Source organism: Nonomuraea roseoviolacea subsp. carminata, assembly GCF_024172185.1.
In the GTDB taxonomy this organism is placed as follows: domain Bacteria; phylum Actinomycetota; class Actinomycetes; order Streptosporangiales; family Streptosporangiaceae; genus Nonomuraea; species Nonomuraea roseoviolacea.
Window position 1 is genome coordinate 9,137,676 of the sequence record NZ_JAMZEC010000001.1, and the last position, 24,536, is coordinate 9,162,211.

Here is a 24,536-nt window from a genome sequence, read left to right on the forward strand (position 1 = left end):
AGGTCACCGGCGGGGGTGCGGCCCCGGAGCCGCAGCCGCTGAGGTCACCGGCGGGGGTGCGAGAAGACGACGTCCATGTTCTCGCCGCCGGTCGGCACCGTGAGCAGCGTCCGCACCGAGGTCCCCCTGAAGTCGATCACGTGGATCTCGTAGCGGCCGCCGCCGGGGTTCGTCCAGCAGACCAGGTGCAGGTCGTCGTACCAGGTGGCCAGGCCCGAGCACGGCGACTCGAAGCGGGTCAGCTCCGCGCCGGAGGCGGTGTCGTAGACGCAGTTGTCGCCGCTGACGAGGCCGGGACAGTTCGTGACGAACTTCTGCCCCGTGGGCGAGAACAGCGAGTCGGCGATCGCCGCGCCGACGTTCGGCACCCGGCGCACCCGCGTGCCGTCGGCGGCGAAGAAGCGCAGCGCCTGCTGCTTGGCGACGTTGGAGAGGGCGACCACGCCGGTGTCCCGCTCGTCGAAGCCGTACCGGATGCCGCGCAGCGCGCCCTCCCGGAGCGTGGCGATGCTGGCCTGCCGGGTGGCGACGTCCACGATGGCGAACCCGGTGGACTGCCACTCCGTGCCGCTGGCGTTGCCGACGTTGAGGAGGAGGCGGTTGCCGTCGCGGGACCAGGTCTGGACGTACGCGCTGAGCGGCTGGCGGGAGGTGAGGATGGAGAACTTCTCGCCGGTGACCTTGTCGGTGATGTCCACCGTGTCGTAGCCGCCGACGAACTGTTTGCCGCGGCTGGCGAGGTAGCGGCCGTCCGGGGAGAGGACAGCCTCCCACGCTTCCGGATATTTCATGAAATTTCCGGTCAGAGAGTCGCGTGCGTAGTACACCCAGTTCTGCGTCTTGGGGTCGCGCAGCATGTACGTGGTCAGCCGCACCCTGTCGGCGGGCGACTCGGTCAGGGTGGCGGTCGTCCCGGGCAGCGTGACCTGGCCCAGGCCGGTGGTGGGCACCGGCGGGACGCTCGGGCTCGCGGTGGCCGTCGCGGTCTGGGCCAGGGTGGGTGTGGGGCCGGGCTCGTCGCGCATCCTGACGACGGCGACGGCGACGACCGCGATGGTCGCCACGACCGCCACGGCGGCGGCCACACCCGCCACGATCATCCCCCTGCGCGGCCGTTGGGGGCGCGGCGCGTAGGGGGGCGCGCTCGCGGCGAGGGGCGCGTGGGGGTAAGGACCGTGTGGGCCGCCGGGACTTCCGTGGCCGGGCGGGCCCGGGGGCGTGTTGTGGGGGGAGCTCTGCGGGCCGCGCGGGCCTGAGCCGTGCGGGGGGCCGTAGGAGGCGTGGGTCCCGCTCGCCCCGGCCGACGGGACGCCATGCGCGGCACCGGGACCGGACGGCGGGGTGTAGGGACTCTGCGGCGCCCGGCCCTGGGACGGCGGCGGAGCATAGGGAGACCCCTGCGGCCCCTGCGACCTCGGGGCCGGAGGCACCTGCGGGCCCGAGTGCGGGGACCCCTGAGGACCAGGACGAGAGGATCCCGGCGGACCCGGGTGCGCCACCTGCGGGCCCGAGTGCGGGGCGGCTTGGGGGCCCACGGGCGGCGTCTGCGGGCCCGAGTGCGGGGATACCTGAGGGCCCGGGGGCGTTGGGGATGACTGCGGGGTCGGGCGCCCCTGCTGGCCAGGCGCCGAGGATGCCTGCGGACTCGGGGGCCCCTGAGGGCTGGGCGGCGAGGACGGCTGCGAGGTCGGGCGCCCCTGCTGGCCAGCCGCCGAGGATGCCTGCGGGCTGGGGTGCGGGTGTGGGCTGGGCTGCGAGGACGGCTGTGAGGTCGGGCGCCCCTGCGGGGCAGGCGGCGAGGATGCCTGCGGGCTCGGGTTAGGGTGCGCTGGGGATGGCGGCGGGCTCGGAAGCGGGGACGTCTGCGGGGCCGGGAGTGGGGACGCCGATGGGGTCGGGAGTGGGGGCGCCGGTGGGGCGGCGTTCACCACGGCGGCCGCCTGCTTCAGCTCCGGCGGTTCGGCGGATGACGGGTTCTGCAGCAACCTCATGATCACCTGCTCGGCCGTCGGCCGTCGTGCCGGGTCCTTGGCCAGGCAGGCCGCCACCAGCTCGCGTAACGGCTCCGCGAGCGGCGTCAGGTCGGGCTCCGTGTACAGGACGCGCTGGATGATCGTGGGCACGGACGAGGCGGCGAAGGGCCCGGTGCCGCTGGCGGCGAACAAGATGATGCTGCCCCACGCGAACATGTCCGCCGCCGGCCCCACGGGCTGGGCGAGGATCTGCTCGGGCGCCATGAACGCGGGCGTGCCCACCGGCATGGACGTGATCGTAGAAGTGGCGTCGAGCGCCCGCGCGATGCCGAAGTCGATGACGCGTGGCCCCTCGGCGCCGAGCAGCACGTTGCCGGGGCTGAGGTCGCGGTGGACGATGCCGGCCTGGTGGATGGCGGCCAGCGCCGTCACGGTGCCGATGGCCAGCCGGTGCAGCGCCGCGTCCGAGCGCGGCCCCTCCTGCGCCACCGCCTCCTGGAGGGACGGCCCGTCGACGTACTCGCTCACGATGTACGGACGCTCGTCGTGGACGCCGGTGGCGAGCAGCTTGGCCGTGCAGAACGGCGCCACGCGCCGCGCCGCCGCGGCCTCCCTCGCGAACCGCTCCGCCGCGACCGCGTCCCCCGCCAGGTGGGGCCGCAGCCACTTCACGGCCACCCGGCCGCCTTCCCCGTCCTCACCGAGGTAGACGACCCCCTGGCCGCCTTCTCCGAGCCGCCCCTTGATCTCGTAGCCTCCGAGAGCGGGGGGATCGCCCGGGCTGAGCTTGCTGATAGACGGCATGACCAGATTATGGTCATTTTCCTTGCAGGACGCTTGCGTCCACCGGCCCCCGGCCCCCGGCCCCCGGCTCCGTGATCGGCGCTAGTAGACCGAGATGTGCGGGTGGTCGTAGTGGTTGGCGGTGGTGCCGCCGCGGTCGGACATCGTCCGCCACGTCCCGGTACGCGCGTGCCAGATGCGCTGCCGGTAGATGATGTACATGATGCCGAGGCGCTTGGAGTTCTTGATGGCCCAGGCGGCGATCTCGTTGCCGCGCGCCACCTCGGCGGCCGAGGGCATGGAGCCGCCGCGGCTCAGCATGAAGTCGCACGCCCGGCCGAGGGGGTGTTCGCCGCCGTCCTGGATGGTGCGGTAGCAGCCGATGCCGAACGGCACGTCGAACCGTTCCTTGACGAGCGTCTTGACCAGGCGCATCCGCGGCGTGATGTGGTCGGCGCCCTCGGGGAGCTGGGGCACCCAGGTGCCGTCCGAGCGCCGCACGCCGGGCGCCTGGTAGAGCTGGTCGATCTTGTCCTTGATCCTCTCGATCTGCTTGACCGCCTTGCCCTTGCGGTCGGCGAGGTCGGCCACCTGGTCCGCCAGCTCGGCGGCGCGGGCGGTGGCCTCGGCCTCGGCGCGCGCGTGCTCGTCCCTGACCTGGGCGAACCCGCTCAGCCGCGCGTGCTGCCGGTCGGCGAGGTGTTGGGCGAGGGCGAGCCTGTTCAGCAGCGTGTTCGGGTCCTCGGCGCCGGAGAGCACCACCTGGCCGACGGGCACGGCGCCGATGTACTGGGCGACGGCCATCGCGCGCAGCTCGGTCGACTCCCGGTCGAGGACCTCCTGGGCGGCGGCGAGCCGTTCCTTGGCGGCCTTCTCGGCCTTCTCCGCCTTCTCGCGGGCGATGCGGCCGTTGTAGTAGTCGGTGATGAGCCGGTCCGACTCCTTCTGGAGCGCGGCGAGCTCCTTCTTGAGCTGTTTGACCGTGGGTTTCGGCGCCGCCGCCGCGGGCCCGGGCCGGGTGCCCGCGATCACGGTCCCGCCCAGGGGGGCCGTCAGGCCGAGGGCCAGGGCCAGGGAGAGGCGGAAAGGTCTGAGCGGGCCGCGCCGCCGGTCGGCGGGGGACGCAACCGCCACGCTTCTCCTTCGGCCGTGCCGCAGGGCGGCGCCGGGGGGATGTCGTGACGATCCGGCGAACGCCCTCTTACCGAGGGTAGATAGTAGGGGATCACGCCGCTTCGCCGGGAATCAGGATGTTCGTGGCGGGCGAGGTGGCGGGGGCGAGGGCGCCGGTTCCGGTGGAGGGCCGGCCGTTCCAGATGGCGAGGGCCGCCGCCATCGCGGCGGCGGTGGCGAGGAGCAGCCCGCCCGCGACCGCCCGCCGGGCGAGGGGGCTCAGCGCGGGCTGGAACGGGTCACGCCGCCGCGCCGCCGGGCCGCGCGGGAGATCGGGCGAGAGGTCGGACGGAAGATCGCGCGAGAGATCGCACGGAAGGTCGGACGGGAGATCGCGCGGGAGATCGCGCGGAAGGTCGGGCGGGAGGTCGGGCGGGGCGGTGGCGAGGGCGTCGTCGCGTGCGTCGGTTGGCTCCGTCACGATGGCGGCGCACCTCCTGGCCGGATAAATGCGAAAAACGGATCTTTAACTGGATAAAGATCCTTCTGCCGGACGTTACAACGCGGTGACGCCGCGTGTCGAGACGCGGACCCGCCGGAGTCGCGATCCATGCGGGATCGGCATGCCGGACGACGATCCGGACCAGCGAGCCGGGACGGCCTCGGACGGTCGCCGGCGATCCTCAGGCGGCTTCGGCGGCGGTGGCGAGGAGGTCGCGCACGTTCCGGGCGGCGGTGCGGCCCGCGCGGTTGGCGCCGATGGTGCTGGCCGACGGGCCGTAGCCGACGAGCTGCAGCCGGGGCTCGGCCAGGACCCGGGTGCCGTCCACCGCGATCCCACCGCCCGGTTCGCGCAGGCGGAGCGGCGCGAGGTGACTCAGCGCCGAGCGGAACCCGGTGGCCCAGACGACGGCGTCGGCCGCGGCCTCGCTGCCGTCGGCCCACATGACGCCGCCGGGGGTGAGCCGGGCGAACATCGGCAGCCGTTCCAGGGCGCCCTTCTCCATCGCCTCGCGGACGACCGTGGTGTAGCCGAGGCCGGTCACGGCGACGACGCTCTGCGGCGGCAGCCCGGCGCGTACCCGCTGCTCGACCAGGGCGACCGCGTCGCGGCGGGCGCTCTCGCCGAAGTCGTCCGCGCGGAAGACCGGCGGGCGGCGGGTCACCCACAGCGTGGCCGCGGCGACCCCGGCCAGCTCCGACAGGACGTGCGCGGCGGAGTTGCCGCCGCCCACCACGACGACCCGCCGGCCGCGGAACTCCCCGGGCCCGCGGTAGGCGGCGTAGTGGAGCTGCCGGCCGCGGAAGTCGCGGGCGCCCGGGTAGTACGGCCAGTGGGGACGGGTCCAGGTGCCCGTGGCGTTGACCACGGCGCGCGCCGCCCACTCCCCCGCGCCGGAGGTGACGGTCAGCCGCTCGCCGGGGCCGCGCGTGACGGCGGACACCTCGACCGGGCGGAGCACCTCCAGGCCGAGGTCGCGCTCGTAGTCGGCGTAGTAGGCGGGCACCACGGCGGCGGCCGGGCGCTCACCGTCGGCCTCCCGGTCGCGCCTGCTGCCCGGCAGGTCGAACACGCCGTGGACCTTGTCCATGGTGAGGGTCGGCGACCGGTGCCGCCACGCCCCGCCGGGCCCGTCGGCGGCGTCGAGGACCAGGGGGTCCAGGCCGAAGCGGCGCAGGAAGTACGCGCTGGACAGGCCCGCCTGCCCGGCGCCGATGACCACGACGTCGATCTTCTCCACGTCCCCTTCCAACCACGCGCCCGCGACGCCTCTTCCCGCCCCCTGGCGGAGCCCCTAGGAGATCCGGCGGAGCGCGCCGCCGACGCGGTAGAGGTCCGCCGGGGCGGTCGCGGTGTGCGCGCGCCCGCCGAGCCGGACGCCCGCCGCCACCTCCGAGCCGAGGTAGCGGTTGACGCCCTTGACGAGGGCGTCGTCGAGCTCGCCGCCCTCCAGCCTGATCACCGCGGCGCCGCCGCGCGCCGCGACGACCTCCAGTTCGCGGCCGTCGAGGTCGATCAGGACCGGGCCCTGGTTGCCGTCCCTGACGAGGACCGTGAGGTACGCGACGTCCCGCTCGGGGTGCGTCCGCAGGAACACGTCCGCCTCCCCCGCCACCACGCGGGCCCGCGGCGGCCCCGGCTCGGGGGGCGGTCCGGGGCGCAGGGCGGTGGCGAGGACCGTGCACGGGTTCAGGTCCTCGTCCAGGACGGGGACGGCGCCGTGCACCTCGACCACGGCGCCCGCGGCGATGTGGCCGGCCAGCGCGCGCTGCACGTGGCGGTGCAGGAACGGGCCACCCGGGATGGTCAGCCTTGGGTGGCCGGCGAGGTCCCCGCTCTCCAGGTCGACGATCCGGTAGTCGTGGCCCGCGGCCCGCATCCGGTCGTGGAAGGCCCGCAGGGAACGGCCGCACACCACGTCCCCCTGCCCCCAGGCGGCGAGGGCCGCGTACGGCCGGTAGAGGCCGAAGCTGCCGCCGGTCACCGGGACGCAGGCGAGGAACTCGGCCCCGTGGCGGGCCAGGAACGCGGCCAGGGCCGCCACGGCGGGCGCCTTCTCCGTCACCGAGCCGTCGGCGGCGATGGGCGCGCAGTCCGGGTACGGCGAGGGGGTGGCCGCGTCGAGCGAGGCCGCCCAGCCGGAGGTGGACACGCCCGTGTAGACGTTGAACCCGGTCGCCCCGGCCGCCAGCGCGAGCAGCGACTGGTGGAAGCTGGTGGCCGCGTCCTGGTAGGCCCGGTCGTAGAGCTGGGAGAAGCCCCAGTTCTCCTCCATGTTGGGGCCGGGGGCGAGCTTGGCCGCGACGACGTAGCGGAACCAGGCGTCGGGGTCGGCCGAGACGACGCCCATCCAGTTGGTGAACCCGTACGCGATGCCGCCCCAGAGGGGCGGGCACACGCGGGCCAGCCAGTCGTCCAGCGCCTCCACGGTCGGCGGGTTGAGGTTGACGACCACGGGGACCCGGCCGTTCACCGCCTGCGCCCAGCGGCGGTACACCTCGGCGAGGTAGGCGGCGTGGAAGCGTCCCCATCCGGCCAGGGCGGCGGCGTCCTCCCCGCCGGTGCGGGGCGGCTCGCTCCGGCCGGTCCGCTCGCGGTGCAGGGCCAGGGCGGAGGGGCTGTAGTCGTAGGCGGTCAGCGGGCGGGCGCCGTCGGTGTAGACGCCCTCGTTGGCGATCTGCGTGAGGATGACCGGGCCGTTCGGGTGGGCGGCGGCGTCGAGCACCTTCGCGCCGACCGCCGACAGCCACTCCCCCGTCAGCGTGGCGAACGGCTCGGCCAGCGGGGCGGGCAGCGGCCGGCCGGGGCCGCGCCCCGAGCCGTCGGCCCACCGCGCCGGCGCGCCGGACGCGTCGAGCACCGGCTCGATCGCCGGGTCCTCCTCGGGGCACACCCAGTCGGGCAACCCGCCGTAGGTGAGCTCGGCGTGGACGAACGGTCCGGGCTTGGCGACGACCTTGAGGCCCAGCCGGTGGCACAGGTCGAGGAAGCCGGCCACGTTCCGGGAGGCGTGGGTGTGGCCGGTGAAGTCGGGCGGCGTGTCGGCCTCGGGCTGGTGGTGCCGCCACGGGATGTAGCAGGTGATCACCTCGATGCCCAGGTCGTCGCGCAGCGCCCTGAGCCGGTCGGGCCAGCGCGCCGGGTCGTCGCGGTAGTAGGGGTAGTCGGCGCTGACGAGCACCCGTGGCTCGCCGTCGACGTGGATGACTCCGTCGTGGACCTCGATGGTCACACTCACGCTCCTTGGGGGTCAGGACTTGAGGCCCGTGAAGGCGATGCCTTGCAGGATGCGCCGCTGGAAGACCAGCAGGACGCCGATGACCGGGAGCACGGCGAGCGTGGCGCCCGCCATGACGTAGTAGGCGCGCCCGCCGTCCGGGCTGGCGACGAGCTGCTGCAACGCCAGCGGCAACGTGTACAGGTCGGGGTCGTTCAGCACGACGAGCGGCCAGACGAGGTCGTTCCAGTGGAACAGGAAGCTCGTGATGGTGACGACCGACAGCACGGGCGTGGACAGCGGCAGGACGACGCGCCAGAAGATCTGCATCCGGCCGGCGCCGTCGATGAGCGCCGCCTCCTCCAGCTCGGCGGGGATCGACAGGAAGAACTGCCGCAGCAGGAAGATGTCGAGGACCGAGGCGACGTTGGGCAGGATCAGGCCCCATCCCGAGTCGAACATGCCGAGCGCCTGGGTGACGTGCAGCCGCGGGATGAGCAGCGTGACGGCCGGCACCATCATGCCGCCGAGCAGGACGACGAACAGCGTGTCGCGGCCGGGGAAGCGGATGCGGGCGAAGGCGTAGGCGGCCAGCGCGTCCACGAGCAGCTTGGCCGGCACCAGGACGAGGCAGACCCACGCGCTGTTGAGGAAGGCCCGGCCGAGCCCGCCGACCTGCAGCACGTACGCGTAGTTCTCCAGGGTGGCCGCCCACGCGCCGGTCCTGCGGTCGAGCGGCAGCAGGCTGGGGACCTTGGTGTAGATGTCCTGGCCGTGCTTGAGCGAGGTGGCCACCATCCACAGGAACGGCACCACGGACACCGCGACCAGCAGCACCAGGGCGAGGTAGATGGACGCCCTCCTCACGCGGCCTCCTGCCTGACGAACCGGAACTGCAGCGCGGTGACGATGACGATGAGGACGAGCAGGACGAACGACATCGCGCAGGCCGCCCCCATGGCGTCGTAGCGGAAGGCGAACAGGTACAGGTGCAGCACGTAGGTGAGGCCCGCCTGCTCGGGACCGCCGGTGACGCTGCGTCCGGCCCCGGAGAAGATCACGTAGACCAGGCCGAACACCTGCAGCGCCGCGATCACCCCGGTGACCGCCAGGTAGAACGTCGTGGGCCGGAGCATGGGCATGACGACGCGGCGCAGGCGCTGGAGCGGCCCGGCCCCGTCGATCGTGGCCGCCTCGATGATCGCCGTGGGGATGCCCTTCAGGCCCGCCAGATAGATGATCATCGAGATGCCGCACTGCCAGGCCGACACGAACGCGAGCGCCGGGACGACCAGCTCGGGGGTGTTCAGCCAGTTCTGCCCGGGGATGCCGAACAGTTCCAGGACGCTGTTGACCAGCCCGTACCTGGGGTCGTAGAGCCAGCGCCAGATCGCGCCGACCGCGGCCTCGGCGGTGACGACGGGCAGGAACAGCAGCAGCCGGAACGCGTTCGACCCCCTGCGCACGGCGTTGACCAGCAGCGCCTGCACGAGCGCGGTGACCAGCGTCAGCGGGACGGCGATCAGCGTGTACTGGAGGGTGACCCGCACCGATTTCCAGAAGTGCGGGTACTTGACGTCGTCGAACAGCAGGTCGGCGTAGTTGGCCAGGCCGACCCAGCGGGCGGGGGTGCGCAGGTCCCAGTCCGTGAAGCTGTAGTACAGGGCCGACAGGGCGGGATAGAGCAGGAAGACCAGGAAGTACGCCACCGCGGGGGCGACGAGGAGCCATCCGACGAGGTGGTCCCGCCGCCGGGCGTCCGGCCGGCGGGGTCGCCGCCGGGGGCCGGGCGCCGCGGTGGGGGTGTCGGCGAGTGCCGGAGCGGCCATGTCAGCCGTTCCAGCCGAGCAGGGCGCGCGTCTTCGCCGCGGCGTCGGTCAGCGCCTGCCGCGGGGTGGCCTTGCCGCTGAGCGCGCTCTCGATGGCCGGTGCGATGATCTCGTCGTTGATCTGGATCCACTGCGGCATGGCGGGGCGGGCGTGCGCGACCTTGAGCTGGGCGAGGAACGCCTCGTTCTCCGGGCCCGTGCCCACGGGGGTGGCCCTGGTGTTGACCGGGAAGCCGCCCGCGGCGTCGGCGACGGCGCCGTTGTTGGCCGCGTTCCCGAGGAACAGCAGCCACTTCCAGGCCAGGTCGGCGTTCTTGGTGGTCGAGAAGACGACGGAGTTCTCGCCGCCGATGTTGCCCGCCGGCGCGGTCTTGTACGGCAGGGGCGCGACGCTGAAGTCGAGGTCGGGGAACTGCTCCCGGATCGTCGGCACGTCCCACGGCCCGGAGATCTGCATGGCCGCCAGGCCGTTTTCGAAGGGCTTGTCCGAGTCGGTGATCTTGCGGGGCGAGGACGGGAGGAGGTCGGCCCACAGTTGCAGGGCCTCCACGGCGGGCGGCTGGTCGAACAGGATCTTCTTGCCGGGCACGTCGGCCATCTCGCCGCCCGCGCCGGCCACCACGCCGGGGAACATCCAGGCGCCGTACCCGTCGCCCTTGGGCACGACCATGCCGGCGACGTCGGGATGCGCCTGGTGGACCTGGGCGGCGACCTGCTTGAGCTCGTCCCACGTCCTGGGCGGGGAGGGCACGAGTTTCTTGTTGTAGAACAGGGCCACGCCGATCTGGTCGACGGGCAGGCCGTAGTACTTGCCGTCGGAGCCGAGGTTGGTGTCGAGCGCGCCCTTGAAGTAGGTGCCGTCGGGGAACAGCCCGGCGGGCACCTCCTTGATCGTGCCGTCGAGCGCGTACTTGGACACGAGCGGCTGGTCGAGCACGCCGGCGTCGGGGGCGGTCTTCGCGGCGACCGCGCTGCCGAGCTTGGTGTTGTAGTCGTCCTTCGGGATTTTGACGATCTTGACGGAAACGCCGGGGTTGGTCTTCTCGAAGTCCTTGCGGATCTTCTCGATGACCTGGCCGGCCTGGGGGGTGCGGTCCTGGTACGTCCAGTAGGTGAGCGTCCTGCCCTCGGCGGCGTCCATGCCGCCGCCTCCGCACGCGGTGAGACCCGCGAGCAGTGCCGCCGTGACCGTGACTCCCGCGATCGTTCGGCTCATCTCATCTCCTCGTCACCGGGGGGTGACCCAGACCATAATCTAAGCCTTGAAAAAAGTCAGCAACCGTACGGAACACTGCGATGACGCGCATCCACCGGCGTGCGAGCCCCACCACAGGAGTGATGATGAGCAGGACCGAGCGCAGGACAGTACGCGACCTCCGGCGCGGCCACCGGGCGATGCTGCTGAGGGCGCTGTACTTCGGCGGCCCCGCCAGCCGCCACGACCTGTGCGCCGCCACCGGCCTGAGCGCCGGGACCGTCAGCACGCTGACGGCCGACCTGCTCGACGAGGACGTCGTCATCGAGGCCGGGCAGGTCGACTCCGACGGCGGCCGGCCCCGCGTGCTGCTGCGGGTCAACCCCGACCACGGCTACGCGATCGGCGTGGACGTGGGCGAGACGCAGGTCAGGGTGGAGCTGTTCGACCTCGGCATGACCGAGCGGTCCGGCGCCTCCTACGCCCTCCACTCCGCCCGGCACGACCCCGAACTGGTCGTCCGGCACCTCCTGGAGGGCATCGACACGGTCCTGGCCGACAGCGGGGTGCCCGCCGAGCGGGTGCTCGGGGTGGGGGTCGGCGTGCCCGGGGTCGTGGAGGCCGGGCCCGACGCGCTCGTGCACGCGACGACGTTCGGCTGGCACGCGGTGCCCTTCGGCGCGCTCGTGCGCGCGGGCACGTCGCTGCCGCTGTTCGTGGACAACGGGGCCAAGACCATGGGCCAGGCGGAGCTGTGGTTCGGCTCGTGCCGGGGCGTGAGCGACGCCGTCATCGTCTTCATCGGCTCGGGCGTGGGCTGCACGATCGTCGCCGACGGCGCGATCTACCGAGGGTCGGCCAGGGCCGCCGGCGAGCTCGGCCACCTCAAGATCGCCGCCGGCGGGCGGCCGTGCCGGTGCGGCGGTCGCGGCTGCTTCGAGGCGTACGTGGGGGCCGAGGGCATCCTCGACCGCGCCGGGATCACGGCCGACTCCGCCGACCAGCGTCCGGCGCTGGCCCGGCTGCTGGAGACCGGCTCGCCCGTCCTCGCCGACACGGCGTCGCTGATCGGGCTGGGCCTGTCGAACCTGGTGCACCTGTTCGACCCGGAGCGCATCGTCATCGGCGGGTGGGCGGGGCTCATGCTGGGCGAAAGCCTGCTGGAACCCATCCGGGCCGCCACGGCGGCCAACACGATGGCGACGTCCTTCCCACCGGTGCCGATCGTGCTGGGCGCGCTCGGGGCGGACGCAGTGGCGATGGGCGCGGCGACGCTGGTCGTGGAGGAGTTCTTGCGGGGGGCGCAGCCGGCGGGGGCGCAGGCGACCGCCTGACCAGGCTGGGGGCGGCCTTGGTCGTACGGGCCGTCCCGCGGGCCAGGGGTGACCGTGCTGCCGTCCGCCGCCTCGGGCGTCATGCACTACCCGGTGGCTTCGGCGAGACCTGGCGGGCCCGCCGTCCTCGCCGCAGCGAGGAAGCGTTCGTACACGGTGTCGTAGGCGGCGGCGAGGGCCGGGTCGCGCGGCTCGGCCTCGCGAGGCAGGACCGGCACGTCGTCGAGGGACCCGCCGGCCTGCCCGGCGACCAGCGCGGCCCCCGCGCACACCGCGTCGCCCGCCCGCACCACCTCCACGGGCGGCACGGACACCGCCGCCTTGACCAGCATCCACAGCGGGATCCTGACCTGCCCGCCGAACACGACCAGCCGCTCCGCCGCCACCCCCGCCACGGCGGTGAGCTCGGCGAGCGTCCAGCGCGTGTGCAGGCAGGTGCCCTCGACGGCGGCGGCCAGCAGGTCGCCCGCGCCATGAGCGGCGTCCAGCCCCGCCAGCGTCAACCGCCTTCCCGGATCGGGCGCCGGGGCGGCACGTCCGCGCAGGTACGGCTCGGCGACGATACCCGTGGGCAGCCGCACCCCGTCCAGCAGGCGAGGCAGCACGGCATACCTGTCCCCCGCCGCAGAGCCGGAGCGGGACGCCGAGCCCGAGCCGGGGGTGGAGCTGGAACCGGGACCTGGGGGGAGTGCGGGGTCGCGCAGGGAGGCGGAGTCGAGGACGGGGGTGAGGAGATCGAGCAGCCAGTCGAGCAGCGCGCCGCTGCTGGACAGGCCGCCGACGAGCACGACGTGCCGCCCGTCGAGGGACGGGTCGGCCGTGACGCCGAGGGCCAGGCCGGTCCGGGGGTCCGGCGGCGCCGCGGCCGGCACCATGACGGCCTCCGCCGTGCCCAGCGAGTCGCCGGCGTCCCCGGGGCGGCGGACGCCGGCGGCCCAGCATCCCACCATGTGGTCGTGGCCGGCGATCACCACGGGCGTGCCGGGGGTCACGCCGTCGAGTCCGGGCACCGCCCCGCCGACCGGCTCCACCGCCCCCGCCACCGGCGGCAGCACCTCGGGTGTGAGCCCGGCGAGCGCGAGCAGGTCCGGGTCGTACGCGTGCCGGCCCACATCGTAGGCGAGCGTGCGGGCGGCCAGCGTCTCGTGGGTGCGCAGCGTGCCCGTGAGGGCGTGGGCCACGGCGTCGGGCGCGCCCGCCCACCAGCGCATCCGGTCCAGGACGGCGGGCTCGTGGCGGCGCAGCCACAGCCACTTGGCCAGCGGCGTCTTGGCGGTGGCGCGGTGCCCGGTGACCTCGAACAGCCGCACCGCGTCACGGGCCAGGCCGGCGGCCTCGTCGGCGCCCCGGGGGTCGGTCCACCACAGGAACGGGGTCAGCGGGCGGCCCTCCGCGTCGAGCGGCACGCCGGTCTCGGCCATGCCGGTGACGCCGATCGCGTCGGGCCGGCGCCCGGTCCTGGCCGCGCACGCCGCCAGCCCTTCGCGGACAGCCGCGACCAGGGCGGGCAACTCGCGCGGGGTCGGCCGGCGGAACTCGGCCGGGCACCGGCCGTTCTCGTCGTGGAAGCCCACTTTGACGTGCGTCGTCCCGACGTCCACCCCGGCCAGCGTGCGCATGGGCGGGAGCCTACGCGACAGCGCCGCATGGGTACCGCGCTCGCACCACGACCGCCCTCCCGAGGCGCTCGGGTGGCGACATGCCCTCGATCCTGACGGAGGCGCGCGACCGGGCTCCATGTCAGGCTGTACGCGACCATGACCACAGACGTCGTACGAGTGACAGGAGCGGAGACCAGTGCTGCACGTCAACCACGCCACGACCGGCGCGCCCGGCGGCGCCAACGAGGACTACCTCGTCACCGGGCCGGCCTGGATCGCGGTTCTCGACGGAGCGACGGCGCCGCGAGGCGTCGACTCCGGGTGCGTCCACGACGTGCGCTGGCTGGTCCGCACCCTCGCCATGGCCGTCGCCGCGCGCATCGAGGAGCCGTGGCCGCTGACCCGGGTCCTCGGTGAGGCCATCCACGCGACCATGCGCGCGCACGGCGACGGCTGCGACCTCGTCAACCCCGACTCGCCCTCGGCCACCGTCGCCATCGTACGGCGCACCGGCGACCAGCTCGACTACCTCGTGCTGTGCGACTCCCCCATCGCCATCCGGCACCCGGACGGCACCGTCACGGTCGTCGCGGACGACCGCCTCGATCACCTGCCGGGCGGCCACCCCTACGGCCTCGAACTGATCCGTTCCCTGCGCAACCAGCCGGACGGGTTCTGGGTGGCCTCCACCGCGCCGCACGCCGCCGCCGAGGCCCTGACCGGCTCCGTGCCGGTGGCCGACGTGACGGGGGTCGGCATGTTCACGGACGGCGTGACGAGGCTGGTCGAGTGGTACGGCCGCTCGTGGGAGCAGGTGCTCGACACCCTGACCGAACGCGGCCCGGTGAGCCTGCTCGCCGACGTCCGCGAGGCGGAGCTCACCTACGGACCGCCGCGGCCGGCCAAGCTCCACGACGACGCCACCGCCGCCTGGGTCCTGCCCATCCCCGCCATCTGACGATCACCCCAGCCCCCGGAGGGGCGCCACGCACGGGCTGATGCCGGTGAGCTCTCTCCCGCCGTCGTGCTCACCGCCGTCATCCGCAGCAGTTCTTCAGCGGCTGCGGGCAGCGCGTCAGCATCCCCCGCGCGCTCGCCGTCCGGCCCCGGCGGATCTTCTCGCGACGAGGCGGTGCCGTGCTGGACGTGTCAACCTCCGTGTCGGCGCCACCGTGAACTACCGGCGGGGCCGCACCGGCCCCGCCGTCCCGATCCCGAGGCCGGTGGGATCAGCGGGTGGAGAAGGCGACGGCTGTCGTGGAGGCGATCAGGGTCGTCACCACCACCATGACGAGCACCGACCCCAGCGGGCTGTGGCGCCTGTGGGCCGGGGCGGCGAGCTTGCGGGGCGGATGGGCCGCCACGCGGGCGGGCGTGGGCTCCGGTGTCGGCTCCGCCTTCGGCGAGGTGGTCGCGGACGGCTCCGGCGCGGCGGCGCGGACGGTGTGCCGTGCCGGTGTGCGGACCGGCGTCGAACTGGGCACCGGGGCGGGACTCCGCGTGGGCGTCGGACGTCGCGTCGGCGTCACCCGGGGGGTGGGGGCGCGGGTCGGGGTCGATGAGGGTGTGGCGGTGGGCGACGGGGTGACCGTCGGGGCGGGTGCGGCACGGCTGCGGCCGCAGGAGCCGATCTCGACGCTCACCACGGGCGGCACGTCCACGCAGACCGGCCCGGGAGGCGGTCCGCAGGAGCCGATGTGCACCAGGGCCACCGGCAGGTCGGCGCACACGGCCAGGCCGCCGCCTCTCCGGGCGCCTCTCCGGTCGTCGTCCCGGTCGTCGTCCTGAGGGGCGGCGCCCACGCGGACCCCGGCGATGTCGAGGAGCGGCTCCCCGCCGCTGCGCCCACGCCGGGCGCCGGCCTCGTCACCGTCGTCGCCGGGGTCCCGCTCGCGGTGCGCGCCCCCGACCGAGGTGCGGACGTCGACCAAGGCCCTCGACCCGGCCGTGTCGCCGCTGCCCCGTCTGTCGCCCGTCACCCCCGCACCGTCCCGGCCGTCCCCGTCCCGGCCGTCCCCGCCCCGGCCGTCCCGGCCGTCGCCGTCCAAGCCGTCGCCGTTCGCCGGCACGCTCACCTCGCCGAGGCCGCGCCGACGGCCGTCGTCGTCGCGCATCGCGGCACGGGTGAACAGCGGCGCCGCCAGCGGGCCCACGGCGGCAGCCGCCGCGAACGAGCCCTTCGGCGGCTCGATGCCGCCCGTCGGAGCGCCTCCCCCGACCGTCATGGCACTCGCCGGAACGACACCGACCCGAGCGCCCCCGAGCGGGCCGCCCGCGCGACCGGCTGGGACGGCGCCGCCCGCGACGATGCGCGTGCCCGCGGACCCGGCCGTGCCGGAGGCCGCGGGCGCGGACCCGGCGGTCTCCGCGGCGAAGGGGGCGGCCGCGGCCGGGACGCCCACGTACAAGGCCAGCAGCGTGCCGGCCAGGAAGAGCGGCGTGCGCCGGGCGCCCACGGTCACACGCCTCCGCCGATGCGGGCGAACTCCTGCAGCGCCGCCTTGAACGCGTCCGGCCCCACCGCCAGCGGTCCGGCGAACACGTGCGAGATGTCCCACGTCAGGTACGTGCCGAAGCCCAGCAGGGCGGCCATCGCCACGAGCGGCGCGAGCGCCATGCCGCGCGGCCGGGCCCCGGCCAGGAACGGGAAGACGATGACCACGATCCCGGTCAGGATCGTCAGGAGGAGCAGGCCGGGCGGCGGCGTGGAGGCGGCGTCGGCGGCGCGCTGGGAGCGGGCGGCCGACACGGCGGCCACGTGGTCGAGGACGGCGTCCTTGGCGTCCTTGGCGGCGTCGTCGTCCGTCGCGATGGCGGCGACCCGGGCGCGCAGGGCGTCGAGCCGCTCGGTGCCGACCGGGTGCATGCGGCCCTGCTCCATGGCGGGCCACTCGTCGCCGACCACGAACGTGACGTAGTCGCGCAGCCCGGCGCGGACGAGGCCGGGAGCGGTGCCGGGCAGGGCGGCGGCGGCCCAGTAGGCGTCGACGGCGGCCTGGCTCTCGGCCTGGGCGTTCTGCCGGGCGGCGTCGGCGGTGGTCCACGGCACGATGACGGCGATCGCGAAGACCAGCAGGAACAGCGCCGACAGCATCGCGCCGGCGTGGCCCGCCGAAGGACCGTCGGGCTGGCGGTCGTCCTCGCCGCGGCCCGTCATCCTGTACACGAGCGCGGTGAGCGCCACCACACCCACCGCCGCCGCGATCGCGAGCGCGTACGCCACCATAACGATCTCCTGTCGCCTGCCGGATACGGAACGTCACTTGACTATCACAATCCGCGTTCAAAGATGAAGCCGTGATAACCGTATCCTTCTACAGATCGTTGTCGCTAGAGCGATGAGAATAGCAGGTATCATGCGCGCGTGGGGATAAATACTTCATCACTTCCTATTTTTTCTTATCTCATCTGTACATATTTTCAATTCCCTAGGTAGCCACTTTAACCTAACCTTTTTCTGATGGTTAGACGTGTTTTGATGTTGTTTGGGGGCTGTGTGTGGGCGCCCAGGATACTTCGAGGTGTCCTAACCCCGTCACTTGTTGGCGTCTTTCTATATACTTATCTCTATTTCTCCTTTTTCACCAACTACTCTCTCCCTCTTTACTTCTTTTTCTTTCCCCCCTTCCTTCCCTCCACCCCACTCTAAACGCTTCTCATCCGTAAACTTTTATTAACTCTTTCTTCATCACTTCATCTATTACTATTATTACCATTTCTATTTTTACTACACCTTCAACGTGAGCGTGTGCACCGAGGTGCCGTCCGCCATCTGATCTGCGGGTCAGTCGTCCTTGCGGAGGGCCGCCCGGCCCTCCGCCGCGCCGACGAAGCGCATCTTGCCCAGGGGCACGTCCCCCTGCGCCTCCTGCGGCGTCCGGCGGGCGGGCCGGTTGCTCCTGGCGTCGCGGTCGCTCGGCAGCACGTACGGCCGCCTGAGCACCTCGTCCAGGATGAACACCGTCTCGGTGGCCTTGACGGCCGGGATGTTGGCCAGCCGGTCCGTCACCATGGTGTGGACCTCGGCCACGTCGGCCACCCGCACCTGGATCATGGCGTCGTGCTGCCCGGTGGTGATCGCGCAGTACTCGACCTCCGGCATGCGGGCCAGCTCGGCCCGGAACTGCCGCCACATCTGCTGCCGCACGGTGACGAAGATCAGGGCGGTGATGCCCAGGCCGGTGCGGACGTGGTCGATCTCGGCGGTGAACCGTTTGATGACGCCGTCCGCGCGCAGCGCCTCGAAGCGGGTGTAGGCGTTGGCGCGGGAGATGCCCACCCGCTCGGCCAGCGCCGACACGGAGATCCTGCCGTTCTCGCGCAGGACCTCGAGGATCTTCATATGGACGGAGTCCAGCTCGAGACCGATGCCGATCCGTCCAGGCGGGCCGCCAGGGCCGCCACCATTCCTGGAAATATCACTCATAGTTACCCCTTGACTATTTATATACGTCTCGGAGACCACACGGGTCCTGGACGTTCTGCCGGACAATCCTGGACACCTTTCGACTGATCGTCCAACTGGAGGACCTTATGGCGACCCGCTCGCAGACGGCGGCCGTACTGCTCGCCGGTGCACTCGCTCTCGCCGCCTGCGGCAGCGGCGGCTCCGGGAAGAGCAACGGCGGCGGCTCCACCGCCCAGGGCGGCGGCAGGACGCTGGTCATCGACACCTCGTTCGACCTCAAGACCGCCGACCCCGGGCGCACCTACGAGCCGACCGGGCTGATCATCGGCAAGGCCGCGTACGAGACGCTGCTCACCTTCGAGGGCTCCGACGTGACCAAGCCGGTCCCCGCGCTGGCCGAGTCCTACGAGCTGTCCGAGGACGGCAAGGTCCTCACGCTCAAGCTGAAGAAGGGCGCCACGTTCGCCGACGGCTCGCCCGTCACGGCCGACGACGTGGTGTTCTCGCTGACCCGCGTGCGCGACATGAAGGGCACCCCGTCGTTCCTGCTGGACGGCGTCGAGGTGGCCAAGACCGACGACTCGACCATCACGCTGACCTCGAAGCAGGCCAACCCGGCTCTGCCGTACATCCTGCCGAACCCCGCGCTCGGCATCCTCAACAGCAAGCTCGCCAAGTCGCACGGCGCCACCGCCGACTCCCAGGACAAGGCCGAGCAGTACCTGAACTCCTCCTCCGCCGGCTCGGGCCCGTACCAGATCGAGTCGTTCAACGTGAGCAGCCAGGTGGTGCTCAAGAAGAACGACAAGTACTACGGGACCAAGCCGTTCTACGACAAGGTCGTCATCCGCAACGTCGAGGCCGCCACGCAGAAGCTCAACGTGCAGCGCGGCGACAGCCAGGTGGCCCTGAACCTGTCGGGCGACCAGGTCACCGGCATGCCGGCCAGCCTCTCGGTCAAGAAGACGGCCTCGGCCAACGTCATCTTCCTGTTCGCCAACCAGGACTCCGGCATCAGCAAGACCACGCCGAACGCCAAGTTCGTCGAGGCCGTGCGCAAGGGCGTCGACTACGCGGGCCTGCTGGAGCTGGCCGGCGAGGGCGCGACCCAGACGCCGGGCGTGATCCCGTCGCAGCTGCTCGGCGCGCTCGGCGCCGACCAGGCGACCAAGCGGGACGTGGCGGGCGCCAAGGCGGCGCTGGCGGCCAGCGGCCTGTCCAACCCGACGGTCAAGCTGGAGTACCCGAGCGAGCTGACCGTGAACGGCCTGTCGTTCCAGCCGCTGGCCGAGCGGATCCAGGCCAACCTCAAGGAGGTCGGCATCACCGTGGACCTCCAGCCGGCGCCGGTCACCACGGCCCTGGACAACTACCGCAACGGCAAGGAGGAGATGGGCCTGTGGTACTGGGGCCCGGACTACCCCGACCCGAGCGACTACCTCGCGTTCCTGCCCGGCAAGACGGTCGGCCTGCGGGCCGGCTGGAAGGACGGCGCGGACAAGGCGGCCTCGGCCGCCGGTGACAAGGCCGCGGCGGCGGTCGGCGAGGACGCGCGCAAGCAGGCGTACGCCGACCTGCAGAAGCAGCTCAACGCCTCCAGCCCGTTCGTGCCGCTGATCCAGCCGAGCCAGAACATCGTGACCGCCACGTCCGTCACCGGCCTGGAGTACCACCCGGTGTGGACGGTGGACGTCGCCGACCTGGCCGGCAAGTGAGGCTCGTGACGTGTCGGCCATGACGTCCGCCAAGGAGACCGCGGACGCCGCGCCCCGGGTCCGGCGCCGGCGGGGCGCGCACCCGCTGGCCCGGTTCCTCTTCCGGCGGATCCTGACCGCCGTGCTGCTGGCCTGGGGCATCACGCTGGTGACGTTCGTCCTGACGAACCTGGTGCCGGGCGACCCGGTGACCGCCAACCTCGGCCAGCGGGCGCTCGGCGACCCGGCCATCGTGGCGCAGTGGCGCGCCGAGCACGGCCTGGACAAGCCGCTGTGGGAGCAGTACGCGCTGCACCTGGGCGGCCTGGTCCAGGGCGACTTCGGCGTCAGCCAGCAGAGCCACCGGCCGGTCGCCGAGGACCTGGCGCAGTTCGTTCCGGCGACGCTGGAGCTGGCGGGCGCGGCGATCGCCGTCTCGCTGGTGCTGGGCGTGGCGTTCGGCGTGGTCGCGGCGCTGCGCCGGGACCGGCTGCCGGACCACGTGCTGCGCGTGCTGAGCCTGATCGGCATCTCGGTGCCGACGTTCTGGCTGGCGCTGGTGGCGTTCTACGTGTTCTTCTACCGGTTGCAGATCACGCCCGGCAGCGGCCGGGTGGACCCGGCGATCGGCGAGGCGCCGGCGGTGACCGGGCTGCAGACGGTGGACGCGCTGATCGCCGGCCGGTGGGACGTCTTCGTCTCCGCCGTCGGCCACCTGATCACCCCGGCGCTGGTGCTGGCGCTCTACACGATCGGCCTGCTGACGCGGTTCACCCGCTCGGCGGTGCTGGAGGTGCTCGGGCAGGACTACGTGCGGGCGGCGCGGGCCAAGGGCCTGCCCGGCCGGGTGATCCTGTTCCGTTACGTGCTGCGCTCGGCGCTGGTGCCGGTCATCACGGTGGCGGGCCTGGCGTTCGGCAGCCTGCTGTCGGGCACCGTGCTGGTCGAGGCGATCTTCGCCTGGCCGGGCATCGGTCAGTACGCCTACAAGAGCGCCACCACCCTCGACCTGCCCGCCGTCATGGGCGTCGGCCTGGTCGTGGGCGTGGTCTACCTCGTCATCAACCTGATCGTGGACGTGCTGTACGGCGTCATCGACCCGCGTGTGAGGCTCCAGTGAAACGCGATCCCCTGGCCCGCAAGGGCCTGCTCGGGCGGCTGCCCGAGGCGTGGCGGCAGCCGCTGGCCGTCGTGGGCGGCGTGGTCGCGGTGGCCTGGCTGGTCGTCGCGCTCGCGGCGCCGCTGCTGGCGCCGCACGACCCGCTGGCGCAGGAGCTGCCGCGCCTGGCCCCGCCCGGTCCCGGGCACTGGTTCGGCACCGACCAGCTCGGCCGCGACATCCTCAGCCGGGTCCTGTACGGCGCGCGGGTGTCGATCCCGCTGACGCTGCTGCTGGTGGTGCTGTCGGTGCTGATCGGCGGCCTGCTCGGCGCCTGCGCCGGCTACTTCGGCCGGTGGGCCGACGAGACGATCATGCGGGTGGCGGACCTCGTGTTCGCCTTCCCCACGGTCATCCTGGCCATGGTGGTGGCCGCGGCGCTGGGCGCGAGCCTGGTCAACGCGGTGCTGGCCGTGCTGGTCGTCGCCTGGCCGGCCTACGCCCGCGTCACCCGCGGCCTGGTGCTGGGGGTGCGGGAGCGGGAGTTCGTGCTGAGCGGGCGGCTGCTGGGCTTCTCGGCCTGGCGCTCGTTGCGCGTGGACGTGCTGCCGAACGTCACCGGCCCGGTCCTGGTGCTGGCGACGCTGGACATCGGCACCGCGCTGCTGCTGCTGTCGGGCCTGTCGTTCCTCGGGCTGGGCGCCAAGCCGCCGTCGCCCGAGTGGGGCGCCATGGTGGCGGGCGGCGTCGAGGTGTTCGACAGCTGGTGGGTCGCGACGTTCCCGGGCCTGGCGATCCTGACGGTGGTGCTCGCGTTCAACTTCCTCGGCGACACCCTGCGCGACGCCCTCGACCCGCGTACGGCCCGCGCCATCAAGGAGCGTGCGCTGTGACCCTCGACATCACCGACCTCAAGGTCACGATCGGCGGCAGGGAGATCCTGCGCGGCGTGGACCTGTCGCTCCAGGAGGGGCGGGTCCACGGCCTGGCCGGGGAGAGCGGGTCCGGCAAGACCATGACCGGCCTGGCCGTGCTGGGCCTGCTGCCGCACGGCGCGCGGGCCACCGGCCGCATCGCGCTCGGCGAGCGCGACCTGCTGACGCTGCCGCCCCGCGAGCTGAACAAGGTGCGCGGCGGCGAGGTGGCCATGGTCTTCCAGGACCCGGCGACGAGCCTGCACCCCATGCTGTCGGTGGGCAGGCAGCTCACCGAGCACATGCGCCACCACCTCAGGCTGGACAGGCGGGAGGCGCGGGCCCGGGCGGTGGAGCTGCTCGGCAAGGTCCGCATCCCGGGCGCCGAGGAGGCGTACGGCCGCTTCCCGCACCAGTTCTCGGGCGGCATGCGCCAGCGCATCGCGATCGCGATCGCGCTGGCCTGCTCGCCGCGGGTGCTCATCGCCGACGAGCCGACGACCGCGCTCGACGTGACCGTGCAGGCCGGCGTGCTGCGGCTGCTGCGCGGCCTGTGCGACGAGCTGGGGCTGGCGGTGCTGCTGGTCACGCACGACCTCGGGGTCATGTCGGCGATCGCCGACGAGGTGAGCGTGATGAAGGACGGGCTCGTCGTCGAGACGGGGCCGCGCGGCAAGGTGCTGCGGGAGCCGTCGCACGCCTACACCCGCTCGCTGCTGGACTCGCTGCCTGGGGAGACCGCATGACGCTGGAAATCAAGGATCTGGTGGTCGAGCACCGCTCCCCCGGGCGTCCCGTGGTGCGGGCCGTGGCGGGGGCCAGCCTCACGGTGCGGCCCGGCGAGGTCGTCGGGCTGGTCGGCGAGTCGGGGTGCGGCAAGTCGACGCTGGCCCGCGCGGTGTGCGGGCTGAACCCGGTCACCGAGGGGTCGATCACGTTCGAGGGCGCGCCGGTGACGCCGCTGGGGCTGCGCCGTCGTACGCTGACGGGCGTCCAGATGGTGTTCCAGGACCCGTACGCGTCGCTGAACCCGCGCCGGCGCGTCGGTGACCAGATCGCCGACGGCCTGCGGACCGCGCGCGACGGCGAGACGGACCCGGCCGACCTGCTGGAGCGGGTGGGGCTGCCGCGCGAGTTCGCCGGGCGGCATCCGCACGAGTTCTCGGGCGGGCAGCGGCAGCGGATCGCGATCGCGCGGGCGCTGGCGGCCCGGCCGCGGATGCTGATCGGCGACGAGCCGATCTCGGCGCTGGACGCCTCGGCGCAGGCGCAGGTCGCGACGCTGATGCGGGACCTGGCGGTGGACTCGGGCGCGGGGCTGCTGTTCATCAGCCACGACCTGTCGGTGGTGCGGCTGATCGCCGACCGGATCGCCGTCATGTACCTGGGGCGGATCGTCGAGATCGGCGACACGGCCGAGGTGTGGGACAACCCCCGTCACCCGTACACGCAGGCGCTGCTGCGGGCGATCCCCCAGCCCGACGGCATGGGGGTGCTGCCGGAGGAGCTGCCCGGGGACGTGCCCGACCCGGCCGCGCCGCCGGAGGGGTGCCGGTTCCACCCGCGTTGCCCGTTCGCGATGGACGTGTGCCGGGTGAAGGAGCCCGAGCCGGGCCCGGTGGCCTGCTGGCTGCACGAGCCGGCGTGACCACCGACGGGGGGCGTCCCCGGCCCGAGGCCGGGGACGGCGGGTCGGCGGCGGTCGCGGGCGTCCCGGAAGGGGCCTTCCTGGACGCGGGTGTTCCGGACGGGACCTTCCTGGAGGAAGGTGTTCCGGACGGGACCTTCCTGGAGGAAGGTGTTCCGGACGGAGGCGTTCCGGACGGGGGCGGGCGGCTCGCGGTCGTGCGGGACGCCATGGCCGCCGCGGGGGTGGACGCGCTGGTGCTGCGCCCCTCCCCCGACTTCCGTTTCCTCGGCGGCGCGGGCGGCGGGTTCCTCGTGGTCACGCCGGAGGTGTGCGCGGAGACGGGCGAGCCGGACCGGCTCGTCCCGGCCGGGGCGCGGCGGGTCGGGGTGGACCCGGAGATGCGGGTGCGCGAGCTGTTCGGGCTGTCGCTGGAGGCGGAGCTGGTGCCGGCGGCGGCCGTGCTGGCGCCGCTGCGGCTGCGCAAGGAGCCCGAGGAGGTCGAGGCGGTGGCGCGGGCCGCCCGCACGGCCGAGGCGGTGCTGGCCGAGGCGCGGGAGCTGGCCTGGTTCGGCGCGACCGAGCGGGCGATGGCGCGGCGGCTGGCCGGGATGCTGCTGGAGTCCGGCTGCGAGGAGATCCTGTCGGTGGTGGTCGCGGCGGGCGAGCACACCGCCCGGCCGTCGCACCGGCCCGGCGAGCGGGTGATCAACCCGGGTGACGCGCTGCACGTGTCGCTGTGCGGGCGATGGGACGGGTACTGCGCGGAGGTGGCGCGGGTCTACGCGGTGGCCGAGCCGCCTGACGACTTCGAGGCGATGTACTCGGTGGTGCTCGCCGCGCACGCCGCGGCCCGGCGGGCGGTGCGGCCGGGGGTCGCCGCCTCGGAGGTGGCCGTGGCCGCGCGCGAGGTGATCGACGGCAGTGGGTACGGCCGGTTCGCCGCCCCGCACGCGGGGCGGGGGGTCGGGCTGAGCCACCAGGAGGGGCCGTGGCTGCGGGCGGGCGACGACACGCCCCTGGCGGCGGGGATGACGCTGTGCGTGGAGCCGGCGATCTACGTGCCGGAGCTGTTCGGGGCGCGGGTGGCGGACGTGGTGGTGTGCGGGGCGGACGGGGCGGCGCCGCTGAACGCGGGAGTGATCGCGGGCGGGGAGACGGACGGCGGGGAGACGAACGGCCCGGGCGTGGCGGCGGGGGCGCTGTGGGTGCTGGACCGGTGACGGTGCCCCGCCGTGGGTGCCGCC

The 24,536-nt window shown here is 73.4% G+C and carries 20 protein-coding genes; 8 read left to right on the forward strand and 12 right to left on the reverse strand.

Annotation, left to right across the window (positions count from 1 at the left end; genetic code table 11):
* Nucleotides 1-44 precede the first annotated feature (44 nt).
* The 8 genes from HD595_RS42615 to HD595_RS42650 all read right to left on the reverse strand — a co-directional run bounded on the left by HD595_RS42615 (nucleotide 45) and on the right by HD595_RS42650 (nucleotide 10,633).
* A complete protein-coding gene (locus HD595_RS42615; protein ID WP_253779756.1) occupies nucleotides 45-2,777 on the reverse strand; it encodes a serine/threonine-protein kinase in 2,733 nt (910 codons plus the stop codon).
* A gap of 81 nt (nucleotides 2,778-2,858) precedes the next feature.
* Complete coding sequence (locus HD595_RS42620) at nucleotides 2,859-3,890, reverse strand: coiled-coil domain-containing protein (protein ID WP_253779758.1); 1,032 nt, start codon at nucleotides 3,888-3,890, stop codon at nucleotides 2,859-2,861.
* Nucleotides 3,891-3,981: 91 nt separating this feature from the next.
* Nucleotides 3,982-4,350, reverse strand: a complete 369-nt coding sequence (locus tag HD595_RS42625; RefSeq protein ID WP_253779759.1) for a hypothetical protein — start codon at nucleotides 4,348-4,350, stop codon at nucleotides 3,982-3,984.
* 202 nt (nucleotides 4,351-4,552) lie between these two features.
* Nucleotides 4,553-5,611 (reverse strand): FAD-dependent oxidoreductase, encoded by a 1,059-nt coding sequence (locus tag HD595_RS42630; protein ID WP_253779761.1) that lies wholly within the window; start codon nucleotides 5,609-5,611, stop codon nucleotides 4,553-4,555.
* A 54-nt stretch (nucleotides 5,612-5,665) separates the two neighbouring features.
* Nucleotides 5,666-7,603, reverse strand: coding sequence for a beta-galactosidase (locus tag HD595_RS42635; protein WP_253779763.1), 1,938 nt, complete (start codon nucleotides 7,601-7,603; stop codon nucleotides 5,666-5,668).
* 18 nt (nucleotides 7,604-7,621) lie between these two features.
* Nucleotides 7,622-8,455 carry a carbohydrate ABC transporter permease gene (locus tag HD595_RS42640; protein WP_253779765.1) on the reverse strand — a complete coding sequence of 278 codons (834 nt, stop codon included), beginning with the start codon at nucleotides 8,453-8,455 and terminating at the stop codon, nucleotides 7,622-7,624.
* Nucleotides 8,452-9,417 carry a carbohydrate ABC transporter permease gene (locus HD595_RS42645; RefSeq protein WP_253779767.1) on the reverse strand — a complete coding sequence of 322 codons (966 nt, stop codon included), beginning with the start codon at nucleotides 9,415-9,417 and terminating at the stop codon, nucleotides 8,452-8,454. The genes HD595_RS42640 and HD595_RS42645 overlap by 4 nt, the downstream gene beginning before the upstream one ends.
* A gap of 1 nt (nucleotide 9,418) precedes the next feature.
* A complete protein-coding gene (locus HD595_RS42650; RefSeq protein ID WP_253779770.1) occupies nucleotides 9,419-10,633 on the reverse strand; it encodes a sugar ABC transporter substrate-binding protein in 1,215 nt (404 codons plus the stop codon).
* Nucleotides 10,634-10,755: 122 nt separating this feature from the next.
* Between HD595_RS42650 and HD595_RS42655 the strand changes: the two genes are divergently transcribed.
* A complete protein-coding gene (locus HD595_RS42655) occupies nucleotides 10,756-11,946 on the forward strand; it encodes an ROK family transcriptional regulator (protein ID WP_253779773.1) in 1,191 nt (396 codons plus the stop codon).
* An 86-nt stretch (nucleotides 11,947-12,032) separates the two neighbouring features.
* Here HD595_RS42655 and HD595_RS42660 read toward each other — a convergent pair whose 3' ends face one another.
* Complete coding sequence (locus HD595_RS42660; protein ID WP_253779776.1) at nucleotides 12,033-13,565, reverse strand: FGGY-family carbohydrate kinase; 1,533 nt, start codon at nucleotides 13,563-13,565, stop codon at nucleotides 12,033-12,035.
* A 178-nt stretch (nucleotides 13,566-13,743) separates the two neighbouring features.
* Between HD595_RS42660 and HD595_RS42665 the strand changes: the two genes are divergently transcribed.
* Nucleotides 13,744-14,505, forward strand: coding sequence for a protein phosphatase 2C domain-containing protein (locus HD595_RS42665; protein ID WP_253779778.1), 762 nt, complete (start codon nucleotides 13,744-13,746; stop codon nucleotides 14,503-14,505).
* Nucleotides 14,506-14,776: 271 nt separating this feature from the next.
* On the opposite strand, the gene HD595_RS42670 is transcribed toward HD595_RS42665, so the two are convergent.
* The 3 genes from HD595_RS42670 to HD595_RS42680 all read right to left on the reverse strand — a co-directional run bounded on the left by HD595_RS42670 (nucleotide 14,777) and on the right by HD595_RS42680 (nucleotide 17,973).
* Nucleotides 14,777-16,009, reverse strand: coding sequence for a hypothetical protein (locus HD595_RS42670; RefSeq protein WP_253779780.1), 1,233 nt, complete (start codon nucleotides 16,007-16,009; stop codon nucleotides 14,777-14,779).
* The gene (locus HD595_RS42675; RefSeq protein ID WP_253779782.1) at nucleotides 16,006-16,773 is read right to left on the reverse strand and encodes a bestrophin-like domain; all 768 of its coding nucleotides are present in this window, start codon (nucleotides 16,771-16,773) and stop codon (nucleotides 16,006-16,008) included. Before HD595_RS42675 ends, HD595_RS42670 begins: the two co-directional genes overlap by 4 nt.
* A 558-nt stretch (nucleotides 16,774-17,331) precedes the next feature.
* Nucleotides 17,332-17,973, reverse strand: coding sequence for an Lrp/AsnC family transcriptional regulator (locus tag HD595_RS42680; RefSeq protein WP_301309747.1), 642 nt, complete (start codon nucleotides 17,971-17,973; stop codon nucleotides 17,332-17,334).
* Between the two features lie 107 nt (nucleotides 17,974-18,080).
* Between HD595_RS42680 and HD595_RS42685 the strand changes: the two genes are divergently transcribed.
* From HD595_RS42685 to HD595_RS42710, 6 genes are read left to right on the forward strand one after another with little or no spacing between them, the layout of a single operon-like run.
* Nucleotides 18,081-19,670, forward strand: a complete 1,590-nt coding sequence (locus HD595_RS42685; protein ID WP_253779786.1) for an ABC transporter substrate-binding protein — start codon at nucleotides 18,081-18,083, stop codon at nucleotides 19,668-19,670.
* Between the two features lie 19 nt (nucleotides 19,671-19,689).
* On the forward strand, nucleotides 19,690-20,769 hold the full coding sequence (locus HD595_RS42690; RefSeq protein ID WP_253779788.1) for an ABC transporter permease: 1,080 nt from the start codon (nucleotides 19,690-19,692) through the stop codon (nucleotides 20,767-20,769).
* Nucleotides 20,766-21,641: an ABC transporter permease gene (locus tag HD595_RS42695; protein WP_253779790.1), complete on the forward strand. Its 876-nt coding sequence runs from the start codon at nucleotides 20,766-20,768 to the stop codon at nucleotides 21,639-21,641. Before HD595_RS42690 ends, HD595_RS42695 begins: the two co-directional genes overlap by 4 nt.
* Complete coding sequence (locus tag HD595_RS42700) at nucleotides 21,638-22,408, forward strand: ABC transporter ATP-binding protein (RefSeq protein WP_253779793.1); 771 nt, start codon at nucleotides 21,638-21,640, stop codon at nucleotides 22,406-22,408. Before HD595_RS42695 ends, HD595_RS42700 begins: the two co-directional genes overlap by 4 nt.
* Entirely contained in the window at nucleotides 22,405-23,310 is a 906-nt protein-coding gene (locus HD595_RS42705; protein ID WP_253779796.1) for an ABC transporter ATP-binding protein, read from the forward strand. Before HD595_RS42700 ends, HD595_RS42705 begins: the two co-directional genes overlap by 4 nt.
* Nucleotides 23,307-24,512 carry a M24 family metallopeptidase gene (locus HD595_RS42710; protein ID WP_253779799.1) on the forward strand — a complete coding sequence of 402 codons (1,206 nt, stop codon included), beginning with the start codon at nucleotides 23,307-23,309 and terminating at the stop codon, nucleotides 24,510-24,512. Before HD595_RS42705 ends, HD595_RS42710 begins: the two co-directional genes overlap by 4 nt.
* Nucleotides 24,513-24,536: the final 24 nt, after the last annotated feature.

What these genes read in the sequence shown, in the direction of transcription:
- HD595_RS42675 (WP_253779782.1), bottom strand. Translation starts at nt 16,773, where the DNA reads ATGGTGGCGTACGCGCTCGCGATCGCGGCGGCGGTGGGTGTGGTGGCG.
- HD595_RS42680 (WP_301309747.1), bottom strand. Translation starts at nt 17,973, where the DNA reads ATGAGTGATATTTCCAGGAATGGTGGCGGCCCTGGCGGCCCGCCTGGA.
- HD595_RS42645 (WP_253779767.1), bottom strand. Translation starts at nt 9,417, where the DNA reads ATGGCCGCTCCGGCACTCGCCGACACCCCCACCGCGGCGCCCGGCCCC.
- HD595_RS42660 (WP_253779776.1), bottom strand. Translation starts at nt 13,565, where the DNA reads ATGCGCACGCTGGCCGGGGTGGACGTCGGGACGACGCACGTCAAAGTG.
- HD595_RS42615 (WP_253779756.1), bottom strand. Translation starts at nt 2,777, where the DNA reads ATGCCGTCTATCAGCAAGCTCAGCCCGGGCGATCCCCCCGCTCTCGGA.
- HD595_RS42650 (WP_253779770.1), bottom strand. Translation starts at nt 10,633, where the DNA reads ATGAGCCGAACGATCGCGGGAGTCACGGTCACGGCGGCACTGCTCGCG.
- HD595_RS42685 (WP_253779786.1), top strand. Translation starts at nt 18,081, where the DNA reads ATGGCGACCCGCTCGCAGACGGCGGCCGTACTGCTCGCCGGTGCACTC.
- HD595_RS42690 (WP_253779788.1), top strand. Translation starts at nt 19,690, where the DNA reads ATGACGTCCGCCAAGGAGACCGCGGACGCCGCGCCCCGGGTCCGGCGC.
- HD595_RS42705 (WP_253779796.1), top strand. Translation starts at nt 22,405, where the DNA reads ATGACGCTGGAAATCAAGGATCTGGTGGTCGAGCACCGCTCCCCCGGG.
- HD595_RS42655 (WP_253779773.1), top strand. Translation starts at nt 10,756, where the DNA reads ATGATGAGCAGGACCGAGCGCAGGACAGTACGCGACCTCCGGCGCGGC.